This window comes from Streptomyces rapamycinicus NRRL 5491 (assembly GCF_024298965.1).
GTDB lineage: Bacteria > Actinomycetota > Actinomycetes > Streptomycetales > Streptomycetaceae > Streptomyces > Streptomyces rapamycinicus.
This window is the reverse complement of the sequence record NZ_CP085193.1, coordinates 2,759,482-2,773,201: the sequence shown is the minus strand read 5'-3', so window position 1 is coordinate 2,773,201 and position 13,720 is coordinate 2,759,482. Positions and strand designations below refer to the sequence as shown.

The following is a 13,720-nucleotide window of genomic DNA, read 5'->3' as shown; positions in this document are numbered from 1 at the left end:
GAAGCGGCCGGCCCCCGGGGTGTTCCGTGGTGTCCTGGACGGTCAGGGGCTCTCGAAGTAGTTGCTCTTGTCCGAGTCGTTGGCGTTCTGCCTGCCCAGGGTGAGGGTGGCCACCGGGTGGGTGCTGACCTGCGGTGCGAACCGGCTGGTGAGCGGCGGCGGAATGGGCGTGCTCTCCGCGGCGGGCTGGGTGGTGACGGTGATCTGTGCGGCCATGACCGGCCTCCCTTGTCTCCGTGGATGTGGAGGTGGTGCTGCCTCTATGTCACCGCGAGCCAACGCTCGTTCCCAGAGACGGAGTTGGGCGCTTCCTGGGAGTGGATCTGGGAGGAAGTTGGGACGGGCCTGGGACGTCAGCCCCCAAGGAGTCGGAGTACGGCCCGCTGGTAGACGGTGTAGACCTGCGGCAGCTCGGCCAGGTGGGCGCGCTCGTCGATGCCGTGGAGCCCCTCATACGGCACGCCGAAGCCGGCCGTGGCCGGGATGCCCTCCCCGGCGAGCAGGTTGCCGATGTTCGACGGCCCCGCGGTCTTCGCCCGCACCATCAGCCCTGCCTCGGCGGCGGCGTTCAGCAGGGCGGCGGCGGGCTGCTCGCCCTCGGCGAGGCGGAAGGGCGGCCAAGCAGCGACCGGGGTGACCTCGGTGGGCTTCGGGGCGGGCAACTCTGCATCGAGTTCGGCGACAGCCTTGCGGACGAGCGTCTCGGCGTCATGGGCGTCGAAGGTCGGGGTGGTGCGGATGTCGACGTTGAGGTCGCACCGGTCGGGAGTGACCGAGAAGCCCTGGCCGCCGTGGAAGGACGTGACCGACAGCTTCGGCGGCAAGGGGAAGGCCAAGGCGCCGTCGACGCCGGGCAGGTCGGCGGCATCCAGGAGGCGTACGAGGTGCGCGGCCCGGGAGATGGCGCCGACCACGGCGCGACTCGATCCGGAGTGCCCAGAGGGGGCGTGGACCGCGACGCCGGCTCGCCACAGGCCCCGACCGCCGACCACGACATCGTCCAGCCCGGGGTAGCCGATCATCACCCCGGCCGGGCGAGCCGCTGCGGGGTCGGCGAGATAAGCGCGGGCGCCCCCGAAGCCGCCGGTGTGCTCATCCACGTCCAGGAGCACGGCGAGCCCGCCGTGCACATCAGCCGCGTGGGGCATCAGGTCGGCGGCGATGTGGCAGAACATCGCCGCGGCCAGCTTGGAGTCGGCCGCACCCCTGCCGCGCAGCCAGCCGTCCGCGATGTCACCGGAGCCCGGTGGGAAAGACCAGGCGGTCTCGTCGCCGTAGGGGGCGGTATCCACGCACGCGTCCAGCGTCCACCAGGCGCCCGGCCGACCGCCGGGGATCTCCACCAGCAGCCCGACCAGCTCGCCCGCCGCGCCGTGCAGGCGGCGGTGCGGCAGGGCACGGGCGGTGAGCCAGTCCTCCAGCACGTCCAGGACCGGCCCGTAGTCGTCGATCCCGGCCCGGCTCGGGCGGCGGATCAGCTCCTGGGCCAGCCCGATCACGGATGCCGCGCGGGCCTCTGCCGCCTGCTGAAGGTTGTCGCTCACGCCTCTCCCTCGCCTCTTCTTAGTTGTGCCGTATCGGCAGCGCGCGGACGGCCTCGATCGTCTCCACCGGCCGCGCGGACGCGCACGCCTCCCGCCCATGGTGGACCAGGCCGACGGCCGCCTCGCGGCTGAGTAAGACGCCGCAGTCAAAGCCCTCGGCCCCGTGAAAACTGGGCAGCGGCACCACCGCCGCGGTCTCGGAGGCGACGAAGAACCGTTCCAGCGCCTCGGACTGCTCCACCATCCCGATGTGCAGCGTCTTAACGCCGTTGCGGCGCGCGGACGGATCGCGCAGCTCCAGTAGCCGCAGCAGGTGGTCAGCGAGCGCCCGGTGCCGCGGCTCCCCGTACAGCACCCGGTAGTGCACCAAGTCCGGATGCTGGGCCACGGCCGTCTCGATCGCCGCTAGATACGCCTTCTCCCGGCTGCGGGAACCGGTGACAACCAGGTGCTCGCGCGCCCCGGCGGCGACATCCACCATCGCCTCGACCAGATCGGTCCAGCGGGTGAGCACCTTGACCACCACCTCGGTGCCGGAGGACTCCAGCACGCTGGTGGCCGCCCCGTCCTGATGGGCAAACAGCACCTCCGGGCGCTCCCGGTACAACTGACAGAGGGCGGCCCGGTTCCGCTTACCGGTCCGGCGCCGACCGGACTCCCACGCGCTCATCAGGCTCGCGTCCGAAGCGCCTCCGGTGATCGCGTTCAGGGCGTCGGCTGCCTCCTCAAGCGTCATGTTCCGCGCCACCCTGGCCCGCTTGAGTGCCGAGTCCGTACTGCCGACCGCGGTCACGGACACCGCCCCCTCCCCATCGACCGGCATGTGTCCCCGAGTCTTCCCCACACGCCGGTCGTTCAGCACTGCGCCGCTCTCGCGGCCCAATGTCGGACCGTGCCCGTACGCTTATCGGTATGTCCCCCAGTTCTCCCGGCCCGGCGCGGCCGTGCGCTGCCGAGTCCGCGAACGAGGCGATCCGCACGTTCATGCGCGAGCGCACCGGGCGGCCGCTGGGTGCAGACGAACGGGCGGAGTACGAAAGGCTCCTCGAGGTATGGGCCGCAGCCCAGCGCGAACGACTGGTTGAAGCAGCCTGATGTGCCACCGCCCCGCCCGACCACCGGCGGGGCGGGCCGCAACCGAGCTACCGCAGCCTGGCGGCGATCGGACAGGCGTTCCCGCTGTGCCTGCGGGTGCCGGTCCCGTCAGGCAGGCTCCACGACGATCGTGTAATCGTTCCCGGGGAAGCCCCACTGCTCGGCCTCCTGGGCGATCATGTCCTCCAAGATGACGTGCTCGATGAACAGTTCCTCGAGTTCATCGTCCGGGAGATGCCCGTCGTCCCACGCCTCCTCGATCGGCGCCCAGTCGCCGCCGCTGCCGATCCCGACCCGGAAGAGGTCCCTGCCGCCCTGACCGCGCCAGGCCAGGCGCTCGGTGCGGACCAAGCCGTTGATGATGAAGCAGCTCTTCTTGGCCTGCTGCGGGAAGCTGGCCGAGTCGGCCGACATCGACACGAGGCACCGTTTGAGTGCCTGCCCGACGCTGCTGCCGCTGTACTCCGCGGTGGTGTTCTCCATGCCCTTTCAACGGGGCCGCGCTACTCGGGATACGGCAGTGGCCCCCGCCGACGGGGGATGCAGCGGGGGCCGCTTCCAGTCTGGCACGGGATAAGCGCTGCCGGAGTGCGCGATCAGCGATGGCCGTGGTCACGGCTACGGCTGTGCTTCAACAGCGAATGGGTCGGCCAGTCGCCCAGGTGCTGCCGCTCGGCGGCCAGCAGTGGCAGGAACTCACCGAAGCACTAGCGGCAGCAGAGGTCCCGTTCATCAACGATGCACGGTCCACACTGGACGCCCCGGCGGACTAACCGGGGTCGGCCCTCCCGTCGGAGTGCCGAGAGGGACGCTCCGAATGCCCGCACTGTCGGCAATGCTCAACGGATGCGCTTCACCGAGATCTGCTCCGGCTGGCCCTCTTCGGGGTCGCCGGGCTGCCCGAAGAGCTCCATGTCCCAGTAGAGGATGCACTGCTGGCACTCTTCAAGCTGGTGGGCAAGCTGCCACGGGGCCGAGCTGTAGGTGAACGCGATCTCCGGCTTATTGGAACCGCGCTTCCCCTTCAAGGTCAACCACTGCTGCCTCTCCGCGTGATCGAAGATCCAGTAGCCGTGGAGGTACCTGTTCCGGTCGTCCATCAACTCACGGCAGCGTTCAAGGTCCCTCATAAGCGGGCCGCGAGCAGACGTTGGCACAGGGTGGTCGTCGCCTGCCTTATTCAGCGAGTCGATGCCTTGGTTGCAGAGCTGCCCGCCCGTGGCCGCCGGTGAGCACGTATAGGCCAGCTCCACTCCGGCCATGTTCGCGACCAGTCCGTGGAGTACGTATTCCAGCTCCGCAGCCTTTCGCGCGACGAGCCCAAGGCCGAAGGTGAGGGTCGCCTCATCACTGTCCATGCCGGCCACGAGGCACGGGTACGGCAGGTCGAAAGGCGGCAGAGCCGCGGCATCTGGTGCGGGTTCGGGGGTGGGCTGCGCCTGACTCACGGGTGCGTCCTCCTGCTCGGCGTGACAACGGTCCTGTGACCATCACGCCGGGCAGAAGGTTGCCCACAACGCCCGTGCTAGCGCATAACGTTTTCCCTCCTCGCCGAAGCGCTCTGCGAGGGCAAAGAGGATGGGGCGTAGATGAGGGCGGCCGATCTCCCAGCGCCCTGGAGTCATTCGGTTGTTCCACTCCGGCGCTGCCTCCGGCAGACAGCCAGAGTCACCCCCGCCGCCTGCGCGATGCAGGAGCGGGGGCAACGTCTGTGACCTGCAATGTGACGAAAATAGGCCCAAAACTACGGTCAGAAGCGCCTCCGGTCAGGCGCGAGCGCGGCCGGCGTTGTGGGGCTCGGGTCAGGCTCCGGGGCAGGTGCTCCGTTGCGGCGGCAGACCAGGGCGTCGGGATCGTCCGGCGGCGGCTGCAAGCTGTACCCGTCCGGGCACGACGGGCCCGGCGGTCCCTGCTCGCCGCGATCGCCCTTCTCACCCCGCTCGCCCTGCTGACCGGGCTCACCCTTCTCACCCGGAGCTCCATCCCGGCCGGGCGCCCCGTCCTGGCCCGAGGCGCCGGATGCCCCCGGCTGGCCGTCCTTCCCAGGCTGGCCCGTGGCTCCGGGCCTACCAGGCGCCCCGTCGCTTCCGGCTTTACCCGGAGCGCCCGGATCGCCCTTCTCACCCGGGAGCGGCACCGGTACCTCGGCCCGCGCGGGGAGGTTATCCACGGCGCGTGTGGGGCCCGGCGCCACCGGCGTTTTCCCCGCGCTCTTGACCGGTCAACACGGCTGGGCCGATGAAGTCGAAGATTTCAACCACATCGTCGACGCTCCCCTCGGCCGGCTGCCACTGAACGTCATCGGTGATGATCACCTGCGCGACTGGAAGAAGGAGCTGAAGTCACGGGGCCTCGCGGACTCCACCATCGAGGTCATCTGGAATCACCTCAGCTCCGTCTTCAAGGCCGCGGTCAGGGTGGTGGGTGCTCTCATGCCTCCGGTGGTCCCGCTCCTCGGGGAGATCCGTACAGAGCCGAGCGGTGAGCCGGACCGGGCATTGGCTGCCGGGGTCGCCTGAGTCAGGCAACACTGCGAGCGCGTCGGCCTGGCTGTGGTGTGCGTCGAGAATCTCAACGGCCAGCACGCAGCCAGCGTCCGGCCGTACCAGGGCTTTGCGCGGGTCACGGTCGCGGCGGCGAGGGGCTGCGTGAGCTCTCGCCGAAACCCCCTGAGAACTCCCTGGCGCGATAAATGATCAGTAGGGGCGGCTACCCGTAGTCCGGGATGGCCGCCCTACTGCTGGCCGCAGGGGCTCCCGGGCTACCTCTTCGGGCAGGTGTTAGTGCAGGTCATCAGTACGAGTAGAAGCCCGAGCCCGTCTTGCGGCCCATGCGGCCCGCGTCCACCATCCGCAGCAGCAGCGGGGGAGCGGCGTACAGCGGCTCCTTGTACTCCTCGTACATCGAGTCGGCGATCGCCACGATGGTGTCCAGGCCGATCAGGTCGGACAGCTTCAGCGGGCCCATCGGATGGGCGCAGCCCAGCTCCATGCCGTTGTCGATGTCCTCGCGGCTGGCGATCCCGGACTCGAACATCCGGATGGCGGACAGCAGATACGGAATGAGCAGCGCGTTCACCACGAACCCCGCGCGGTCCTGGGCGCGGATGGCGTGTTTGCCCAGGATGTCGCCGACCAGCGCCTCGGAGCGCTTGATGGTCTCGTCACCGGTGGTGAGCGCCGGGATCAGCTCCACCAGCGACTGCACCGGCGCCGGGTTGAAGAAGTGGATGCCGATCACCTGGTCCGGCCGGGAGGTGGCGACGGCCAGCTTGACCAGCGGGATGGAGGAGGTGTTGGAGGCCAGGATCGCGTCCGGGCGGGTCACCACCTGGTCGAGGACCTGGAAGATCTCCGTCTTGATCTGCTCGTTCTCGACGACCGCCTCGATCACCAGATCGCGGTCGGAGAATTCCCCCAGATCGGTGGTGAAGCTCAGCCGGTCCAGCGTCGCGTCGCGCTGCTCCTCGGTGATCTTGCCGCGCTCCGCGGCCTTGCCGAGGGAGTTGGTCAGCCGGGTACGCCCTATCTCCAAGGCCTCGCCGGTGGTCTCCGCGACCATGACGTCCAGGCCGGATCGGGCGCACACCTCCGCGATGCCCGCACCCATCTGGCCACAGCCCACCACTCCGACGCGTTCGATGTCGGTCACATCGTGCCTTTCGCTGGTCCAACTGTCCGTTGTGCCGTCCCCCTGTCGCCGCAGACGTTACCTTCCGGTTATCGGTGGGGGGCGGGCCGGGTCCGGGAATCCGGCCCGGCCCGCCCCCGCCGTCAGGAGATGTCGCCGCGCAGGATGCCGCGCCCGTTGGTGGCCACGTACACCCGTCCGTAGACCCGTGGGTCGCCGGTGATGGAGGCGCCCGTCCAGCCCCACTGGTGGGCGTCGTCGTTGATCCGGGTCCAGCTCGCCCCGGCGTCGGTGGAGCGGAAGACGCCGCGTACGCCACCGATCTTCGCGCTGGTGTAGAGCGTCTGGTACGAAGCGCCCGGCGCCGCCTTGCCGAAGCCGATGGTGTCCGCCTGCTGGACGCCGCTCAGCTTGGTGAAGGTCGCGCCGGAGTCCGTGGAGTGCCACAGCCCGTACGCCCCGCCGGTGCTGCCGCCCGCGAGCCAGATGTCGCCCTCGGCGCCCGGCAGCGCCTTGAACCGCGCCGGGCCGTCGGCCGGCAGTCCGGAGGAGGCCCTGGCGGTGAAGGTGGCGCCGCCGTCGGTGGAGACGTAGAAGGTGCCCGCCTTGAAGCCGTAGAACTTCTTCGGGTTCTTGCGGTCGGACTCCACGACCGCCCCGGCCGGGATGCCGCTCGACACCGACCACGAGTTGCCGAAACCGGTGGTGTGGTAGACGGCCGAGGAGCCCTCCGGGGCCCAGACGAAGCCGCTGCCGTCGGCCGCCGCGGCCACCGTGCCGCCGCCGGTGACCCCGGACGGCTCGCTGCCCTGGAACCAGTTGGCGCCGTTGTCGGTCGAGAAGGCGATCCGCGGCGCGGAGTCGTTGTTGCCCACCCGGACCACGGTGTTCGGGTTGGTCTCGGCGTAGTCCAGACTGGTGGTCGTGGTGAACGTGGGCGAGGTGTACATCCTCGCGGGCACCGCGTCGAGATCGGTGTGGCGGAAGCCCCCGATGTCACCGAGCGCGCTGAGCAGCGGGGCGCCGGTGGGCGGGCTGGCCAGATCGTTGACCGCCGTCTCCTCCAGGCCCCTGATCATCGGCGTGATGGCGATTTTGCCGCCCGTGTCCCAGTTTCCGAGGTTCTCCGTGCCGTAGACCGTCGCCCCCGTGCCGTACATCATCCGGTTGGAGTCGAACGGGTCGATCTCCAGCGCCTCGGTCATCCAGCCCAGCTTCGGGGTGACCTCGGGCGGGGTGGGGTTGGTGCCGAAGGTCAGCCAGGGGACGGACGAGACGTCCTGGGTGTAGCGGAGGGACCGGTTCGGATAGCTGGTGAAGTCCCAGGCCCGGGTCCAGGTGGCACCGGAGTCGGTGGAGCGGAAGATCTGGGTGTCCGGCCACCAGGAGCTGTAGCCGGTCACCATCAGCGTGCCCGGCTTCTGGCGGTCCACCGTGAGCCCGCTGTAGCCGAAGTAGGTGTCGGCGTCCGCCATGGGGCTGATGTTCTTCCACTCCCCGGTGGCCGTGGTGTACCGCCACACCTGGCCCTTCTCCCCGTCGTACGGGCCGCCCTTGTCGCTGGTGGTCAGGTACAGATAGCCGTCCTTGGCGTCCAGGACGCCCTTGTGGGAGAGATAGCCGGTGGGCTGCCCGGCCACCCGCGACCAGGTGACGCCCGCGTCCGTCGAGCGGTAGACCGTGTTGTCCTTGTCGGCCACGCCCACGTAGATGGTCTTCGTGGCGCTTCCTGAGGAGCCGGTGCGCTCGTCGAAGGTCACCCACACCACGCCCTGGTTGTCGCTCAGATAGCCGCTGGTGTCGCTCGCGTCCTGGACGTATGTGCCGGGGTTGGGGAAGGACGTCACCTTCGACCAGGTCATACCGGAGTCGGTCGAGCGCCACAGCCCGTTGCCGCTCGGCGCGCCGAGGTAGAGCACGCTGTTCCGGTTGGGGTCGACCGCCAGCCGCTCACCCATGCCGCGGCCGGGCATGTTGCCGCCCAGCTTGAAGGGGAGGGTGGTGGACTGCCAGCTGGCGCCCCGGTTGGACGAGCGCAGGATCGCGCCGTTGCCCGGGTCCCAGCTGTTGGTGTACGTACCGGCGGCCACGTACACCTTGTTGGGATCCACCGAGTCGCTGGCCAGGCTCACCACCCCGGTCCAGCCCCAGTGGTCCCAGTCCAGCGAATCCAGCAGCGGCACCCACCGCTTGCCGGACTGGTCCCAGCGGTACGCCCCGCCGATGTCGGTGCGGGCGTAGGCGAGGTTCTTCTCCTTGCGGTTGAAGACGATGCCGGGGACGAAGCCGCCGCCGTCCACCCGGACGTTCTTCCAGGTGTAGGCGTCGGCCTGGGCGGTGCCCCGGGCGGGGGCGGCTTCGGGGCGGGCCGCGGCGGGGGAGGCCGCCGCGGTGAGTAAGCCGCCGACGAGTGCCAGCGCGGCCATGAGCGCGCCGACCGGTCTTCTGCCGTTGCTGCGCACGGGAACTTCCTCTCCGGACGTGGGGGTAGTGAGGCGTGAGGGCCATGCGGGCGAGGGTATTTGGGAGCGCTCCCATGCGTGCGTCATCCGATGCTAGCGGCCGGATGGCCGTGCGAGAAGGGTGAAGTCAAGGGGTACTCAAGGGGTGTTGGGCATGACTGTCCCGGATTCGCGGTAAGCATTGCCGGGCGCCCTACAAGGGCCCCATCATCAGCGGGAGTTGCCACCACATCGGGCTCGCCGCCACATGGCGCCCGGCGCGGGCCCGGCGCGGGCCGCCCGGCCACCACTGGGTGGCGCCCCCGGCGCGTCGGCGTTGTCCGACACCATGCTCTCCCGGGGGGCGCCGGGGGACGGTCTCCTGGCCTTTCGGGTCCCGGCCGGTGGCGGCGGGCTCGAGTTGACGGCACGACCGAGGCGAGGAGTTGGGTTTCATGGGTCGGGTCACGCGCAGAAGTCTCACGGTGGCGGCCGCCGGAGCCCTGGCCGCCACCGTCACGGCGGGCGACGCGCTGGCGGAGGGGCGGGGCGATGGGCACCGGCCCGAGTTCCGCGGGATGTGGCTGGCCACCGTGGCCAACCGCGACTGGCCGTCCAAACCCGGCCTCCCCGCGGAGCGGCAGCGGGCCGAACTGCTGAGCTTCCTCGACACCGCCGTGAGCCGCCGGCTCAACGCGGTGGTCTTCCAGGTGCGGCCGACGGCGGACGCGCTGTGGCCCTCACCGTACGAGCCGTGGGCGGAATGCCTCACCGGCGTCCAGGGCGAGGACCCGGGCTGGGATCCGCTGGGCACCGCCGTGCGCGAGGCGCACCGGCGCGGTCTGGAACTGCACGCCTGGTTCAACCCGTACCGGATCGCCAACCACACCGACCCCTCACGGCTGATCCCCACCCATCCGGCCCGGGTGCACCCCGAGTGGGTCGTGCCGTACGGCGGGAAGCTCTACTACAACCCCGGGCTGCCCGAGGTCCGCCGCTTCGTCCAGGACGCCATGCTGGACGCGGTCGCGCGCTATGACATCGACGCCGTCCACTGGGACGACTACTTCTACCCGTATCCGGTGGCCGGTCAGGTCTTCGACGACGACGCGGCGTACGAGCGCTACGGCGCGGGCTTCCCGGACCGCGCGGCCTGGCGGCGGAACAACATCGACCGCCTGGTGTACGAGACGGCCGTGCGCGTAAAACGTCTCAAGCGGCGGGTGCGGTTCGGGATCAGCCCCTTCGGCGTCTGGCGCAACGAGGCCACCGACCCGCTCGGCTCCGCCACCACGGCGGGGGTGCAGACCTACGACGACCTCTACGCGGACACCCGTGGCTGGGTGCGGCGGGGCTGGCTGGATTACGTCGTCCCGCAGGTCTACTGGAACATCGGCTTCGCCGCCGCCGACTACGGCGTACTCGTCCCCTGGTGGTCGGAGGCGGTCCGGGGCACCGGGGTGAACCTCTACATCGGCGAGGCGCTCTACAAGGCGGGCGACCCGGCGCAGCCCGCCCCCTGGCAGGACCCGGCGGAGCTGTCCCGGCACCTCACCCTCGACCGGGCCTTTCCCCAGGTGCGCGGCAATGTGTACTTCTCGGCGAAGGAAGTGGCCGCCGACCGCAACGGCGCCATGGCGCGCGTGGTCGCCGACCACTATCCGTATCGCGTCCGTCCGCCCCGCTGACCCGGGCCCCGGCCCGCTGGCCCGGGCCCCGCGCCGTGGGGGCGGCTACCGCTGCCCGGGTCCGGCGGCCAGGTGGCGGACGACCGAGTCGGGCCCGGGGGAGAACAGGCACTCGTGTCCGTCGTCCTCGTAACGCACGCGGTAGGGCGGTTCCCCGTTGTCCCCGAGCACTTCGATGATCTCCGCTACACGATCGTGAATTCCGACAACCCTGCCGTGCACCAGCAGCTTGTCGCCTACGGTCGCCTCCATGTGCGTGACCTCCCGTCCGCTGGAGGGCAATGCGATCTGCTGAGGACCTGCGATCCCTGAGCCCAGTCTATGGCCGGTTGTCCTGGTTTGCTCCGGCCGGGGGGTGATTCCGGTCCACCGCTTCGGGGATCGGGTCCCCCGCTTCGGGCATCCGGTCGGCCCCTTCGACGGTTTCGGACCGACCCGTCCGGCCGGGGTTGGAAGCCCGTACCGTCCCCACCGAGACCCGGGCCCGCTGTGTCACCCCGATGCACACCAGCACCGCGACGGCGGCGATCGGGGCGGCGGGGGTCAGCGTCTCGCCGAGCAGCAGCACCGACCACACCAGGGTGAGCAGTGGCTGGGCCAGTTGGAGCTGACTGGCCCTGGCCACCCCGATGGCGGCCATCCCCCGGTACCAGACCACCATGCCCACGAACTGCGAACCCACCGCCAGCCACAGCAGCCCGGCCACCGCGCGGCCGCCGAGGTGGACGTCCTCGGCCGACAGCGCGAGCACCGCGCCCGGCACCGACAGCGGCAGACAGCCCACCAGCGCCCAGCCGATCACCTGCCAGCCCGGCATATGACCGGCCAGCCGGCCGCCCTCGGTGTAGCCCGCGGCGCACATCAGCAGCGCGCCGAACAGATACAGATCGCCGGTGGTGAGCGCCCCGCCGCTCTGCTGCACCGCGAAGGCGATCACGACCGCGGCCCCGGCCAGTGCCGCCGCCCAGAACAGCCGTGAGGGCCGCACTCCGGTGCGTACGGCCGAGAAGGCGGCGGTGGTGAGCGGCAGCAGACCGACCACCACGGCCGCGTGCGCGGTGGTGGAGGTCTGAAGGGCGAGCGTGGTCAGCAGCGGGAAGCCCACGACGACCCCGGCCGTGACCACCAGCAGTCCCGGCCAGTGACGGCGGTCGGGGACCGGAACCCGCAGGGCGACCAGCGCCCCGCCCGCGATCAGCGCCGCGAGCACCACCCGGCAGGTGGTCACCGACCAGGGGCCGAGGCCGGTGAGCGCCCAGGCGGTGGCGGGGAAGGTGAGGGAGAAGGCGGCCACGCCGAGCGCGGCGAGCAGGGTGCCGGTGCGGAGGGCGAACGGTGTCGGGAGCGCCGGGGCCGCCCGCGCCGCGTCGCCCCGGCCCGGGTCGGGACCGCCGCGCGGGGCGGGGGGATCACCCGGAGCGGGGTCATTCCCCGGGGCGGGCTCCTCACCCGGGGCGGGGGCACCGCTCACCGCTATCGCACTGCCGCCAGTAGCGCTATCCTGTGCTGTCATGCAACAGCGTAGCAGTGTGGCCGAACTCGCGGAATCGCTGCGGAGAGATCTGGACCGCTACTCACCTGGAGAGAAGCTGCCGTCCAGTCGGGCCCTGGTCGAGCGTCACCGGGTGAGCCCGGTGACCGTCTCCCGCGCCCTCGCCGCGCTGGCCGCCGAAGGGCTGGTGGTCACCCGCCCAGGCGCCGGTGCCTTCCGCGCCGACCGGCCACGGGCCGGGGCGTCACGGCCGGGCGACACCTCCTGGCAGGAGGTCGCGCTGAGCGTGGAGACGGCCGGTGAATCGGTGCCGCGCTCGGTGGACGCCTCCGGCGTCCTGGCCACGCTCGTCGGCCCGCCGCCCGGGATCCTGGAGTTCAACAACGGCTATCTGCACTCGTCCCTCCAGCCGGAACGGGCGCTGGCCGCCGCCCTGGCCCGCGCCGGGCGGCGGCCGGGGGCGTGGGGCCGCCCGCCGGTGGAGGGGCTCCCCGAGCTGCGCGCCTGGTTCGCCCGGGAGATCGGCGGTCCGGCCGGGGCCCTCGGCGCCGCCGACGTCCTGGTCACCGCGGGCGGCCAGTCCGCGCTCACCACCGCGCTGCGCGCCCTCGCCCCGCCCGGCGCGCCCGTCCTCGTCGAATCCCCGACCTACCCCGGGATTCTCGCCGCCGCCCGCGCCTCCGGGCTGCGCCCCGTCCCGGTCCCGGTGGACGCCGACGGGGTACGCCCCGATCTGCTCGCCGAGGCGCTGCGGGCGACCGGCGCCCGGGTCTTCGTCTGCCAGCCGCTGTTCCAGAACCCCACCGGCGCGATGCTCTCCGCCGGGCGGCGCCGCGAGGTGCTCGCGATCGCGCGTGCGGCGGGGGCGTTCGTGGTGGAGGACGACTTCGCGCGCCGGCTCGTCCATGAGGACGCTCTTCCGCTGCCCGCCACCCTCGCCGCCGACGACCCCGACGGGGCGGTGGTCCACGTCTGCTCGCTCACCAAGGCCACCTCGCCCAGCCTGCGGGTGGGCGCCCTCGCGGCCCGCGGCCCCGTGCTGGAGCGGCTGCGCGCGATCCAGGTGGTCGACAGCTTCTTCGTGCCCCGCCCGCTCCAGGAGACCGCCCTGGAACTGGTCGGCGCGCCCTCCTGGGCCCGTCATCTGCGCACCGTGGCCGCCGAGCTGCACACCCGCCGCGAGGCGCTCGTCACCGCCGTACGGCGGGAGCTGCCCGCGCTCGAGCTGCGCCATGTCCCGCCCGGCGGCTACCACCTGTGGCTGCGGCTGCCCCAGGGCACCGACGAGGCCGCCCTCGCCTCCGCCGCGCTGCGCGCCGGGGTCGCCGTCGCCCCCGGCCGCCCGTACTTCTGCGCCGAACCGCCCGCGCCGCATGTGCGGCTGAGCTTCGCGTCGGTGGCGGGCACCGGCGAACTGGCCGAGGGGGTGCGGCGGTTGCGCACCGCGTGGGAGGAGGCGCTGGCGGGGGGTTAGGGGGCCCGCCGGGCCTTGCCGCCTGCGGCGAGCTGCCCCCTCCCCACCCCTCCCCAAAACCGGGGCTCCGCCCCAGACCCCGGCCCGGGGCCCCGAGCCTCTCTCGGCATCGCCAAGCGGCTCCGCCGCGTGGCGGGCTGCGGCCCGGGCTTCCGGGGTCCAGGGGCGGAGCCCCTGGTATCGGGAAGGGGCGGGTAGGGGAAAGGTCCGCCGGTCGCGCCCACGCGGCGGAGCCGCACATTGACACAACCCGCGCCGCGTCGGGGCGCCCCGACGGTCCGCCCCGCACCCTGCCCGCCACCCCCGCTGCGCACGGTGTTCATGAGACGGCCGCTCCGAGCCGCCCGGTGATCCGG

At 71.6% G+C, this 13,720-nt stretch carries 12 protein-coding genes; 3 read left to right on the top strand and 9 right to left on the bottom strand.

What is annotated here, in order from left to right; all coding sequences use genetic code 11:
* Positions 1–42 precede the first annotated feature (42 nt).
* The 5 genes from LIV37_RS10985 to LIV37_RS10960 form a co-directional block, all read right to left on the bottom strand.
* Positions 43–216, bottom strand: a complete 174-nt coding sequence (locus tag LIV37_RS10985) for a hypothetical protein (protein ID WP_020867180.1) — start codon at positions 214–216, stop codon at positions 43–45.
* A gap of 137 nt (positions 217–353) precedes the next feature.
* The gene (locus LIV37_RS10980) at positions 354–1,544 is read right to left on the bottom strand and encodes a M20 family metallopeptidase (RefSeq protein ID WP_020867179.1); all 1,191 of its coding nucleotides are present in this window, start codon (positions 1,542–1,544) and stop codon (positions 354–356) included.
* 19 nt (positions 1,545–1,563) lie between these two features.
* Positions 1,564–2,343 (bottom strand): helix-turn-helix domain-containing protein, encoded by a 780-nt coding sequence (locus LIV37_RS10975; RefSeq protein WP_243146366.1) that lies wholly within the window; start codon positions 2,341–2,343, stop codon positions 1,564–1,566.
* A 404-nt stretch (positions 2,344–2,747) separates the two neighbouring features.
* A complete protein-coding gene (locus LIV37_RS10965; protein ID WP_020867177.1) occupies positions 2,748–3,122 on the bottom strand; it encodes a hypothetical protein in 375 nt (124 codons plus the stop codon).
* A gap of 356 nt (positions 3,123–3,478) precedes the next feature.
* Positions 3,479–4,087, bottom strand: a complete 609-nt coding sequence (locus LIV37_RS10960) for a hypothetical protein (RefSeq protein ID WP_020867175.1) — start codon at positions 4,085–4,087, stop codon at positions 3,479–3,481.
* Positions 4,088–4,852: 765 nt separating this feature from the next.
* Between LIV37_RS10960 and LIV37_RS10955 the strand changes: the two genes are divergently transcribed.
* Entirely contained in the window at positions 4,853–5,158 is a 306-nt protein-coding gene (locus LIV37_RS10955) for a hypothetical protein (RefSeq protein WP_148717859.1), read from the top strand.
* A gap of 274 nt (positions 5,159–5,432) precedes the next feature.
* Here the strand turns inward: LIV37_RS10955 and LIV37_RS10950 are convergent, their stop codons facing one another.
* Both LIV37_RS10950 and LIV37_RS10945 read right to left on the bottom strand, forming a co-directional pair.
* Positions 5,433–6,290, bottom strand: coding sequence for a 3-hydroxybutyryl-CoA dehydrogenase (locus LIV37_RS10950; protein ID WP_020867173.1), 858 nt, complete (start codon positions 6,288–6,290; stop codon positions 5,433–5,435).
* Positions 6,291–6,412: 122 nt separating this feature from the next.
* Positions 6,413–8,731: a xyloglucanase gene (locus LIV37_RS10945; protein ID WP_020867172.1), complete on the bottom strand. Its 2,319-nt coding sequence runs from the start codon at positions 8,729–8,731 to the stop codon at positions 6,413–6,415.
* A 434-nt stretch (positions 8,732–9,165) separates the two neighbouring features.
* On the opposite strand from LIV37_RS10945, the gene LIV37_RS10940 reads away from it, so the two are divergent.
* On the top strand, positions 9,166–10,398 hold the full coding sequence (locus tag LIV37_RS10940) for a glycoside hydrolase family 10-like protein (protein WP_020867171.1): 1,233 nt from the start codon (positions 9,166–9,168) through the stop codon (positions 10,396–10,398).
* A gap of 45 nt (positions 10,399–10,443) precedes the next feature.
* Here LIV37_RS10940 and LIV37_RS10935 read toward each other — a convergent pair whose 3' ends face one another.
* Positions 10,444–10,650, bottom strand: coding sequence for a DUF1918 domain-containing protein (locus LIV37_RS10935; protein ID WP_020867170.1), 207 nt, complete (start codon positions 10,648–10,650; stop codon positions 10,444–10,446).
* 67 nt (positions 10,651–10,717) lie between these two features.
* Positions 10,718–11,911 (bottom strand): DMT family transporter, encoded by a 1,194-nt coding sequence (locus tag LIV37_RS10930; RefSeq protein ID WP_121825605.1) that lies wholly within the window; start codon positions 11,909–11,911, stop codon positions 10,718–10,720.
* Between LIV37_RS10930 and LIV37_RS10925 the strand changes: the two genes are divergently transcribed.
* A complete protein-coding gene (locus tag LIV37_RS10925) occupies positions 11,910–13,364 on the top strand; it encodes an aminotransferase-like domain-containing protein (protein ID WP_121825606.1) in 1,455 nt (484 codons plus the stop codon). The two genes, LIV37_RS10930 and LIV37_RS10925, sit on opposite strands and share 2 nt — an antisense overlap.
* Positions 13,365–13,720: the final 356 nt, after the last annotated feature.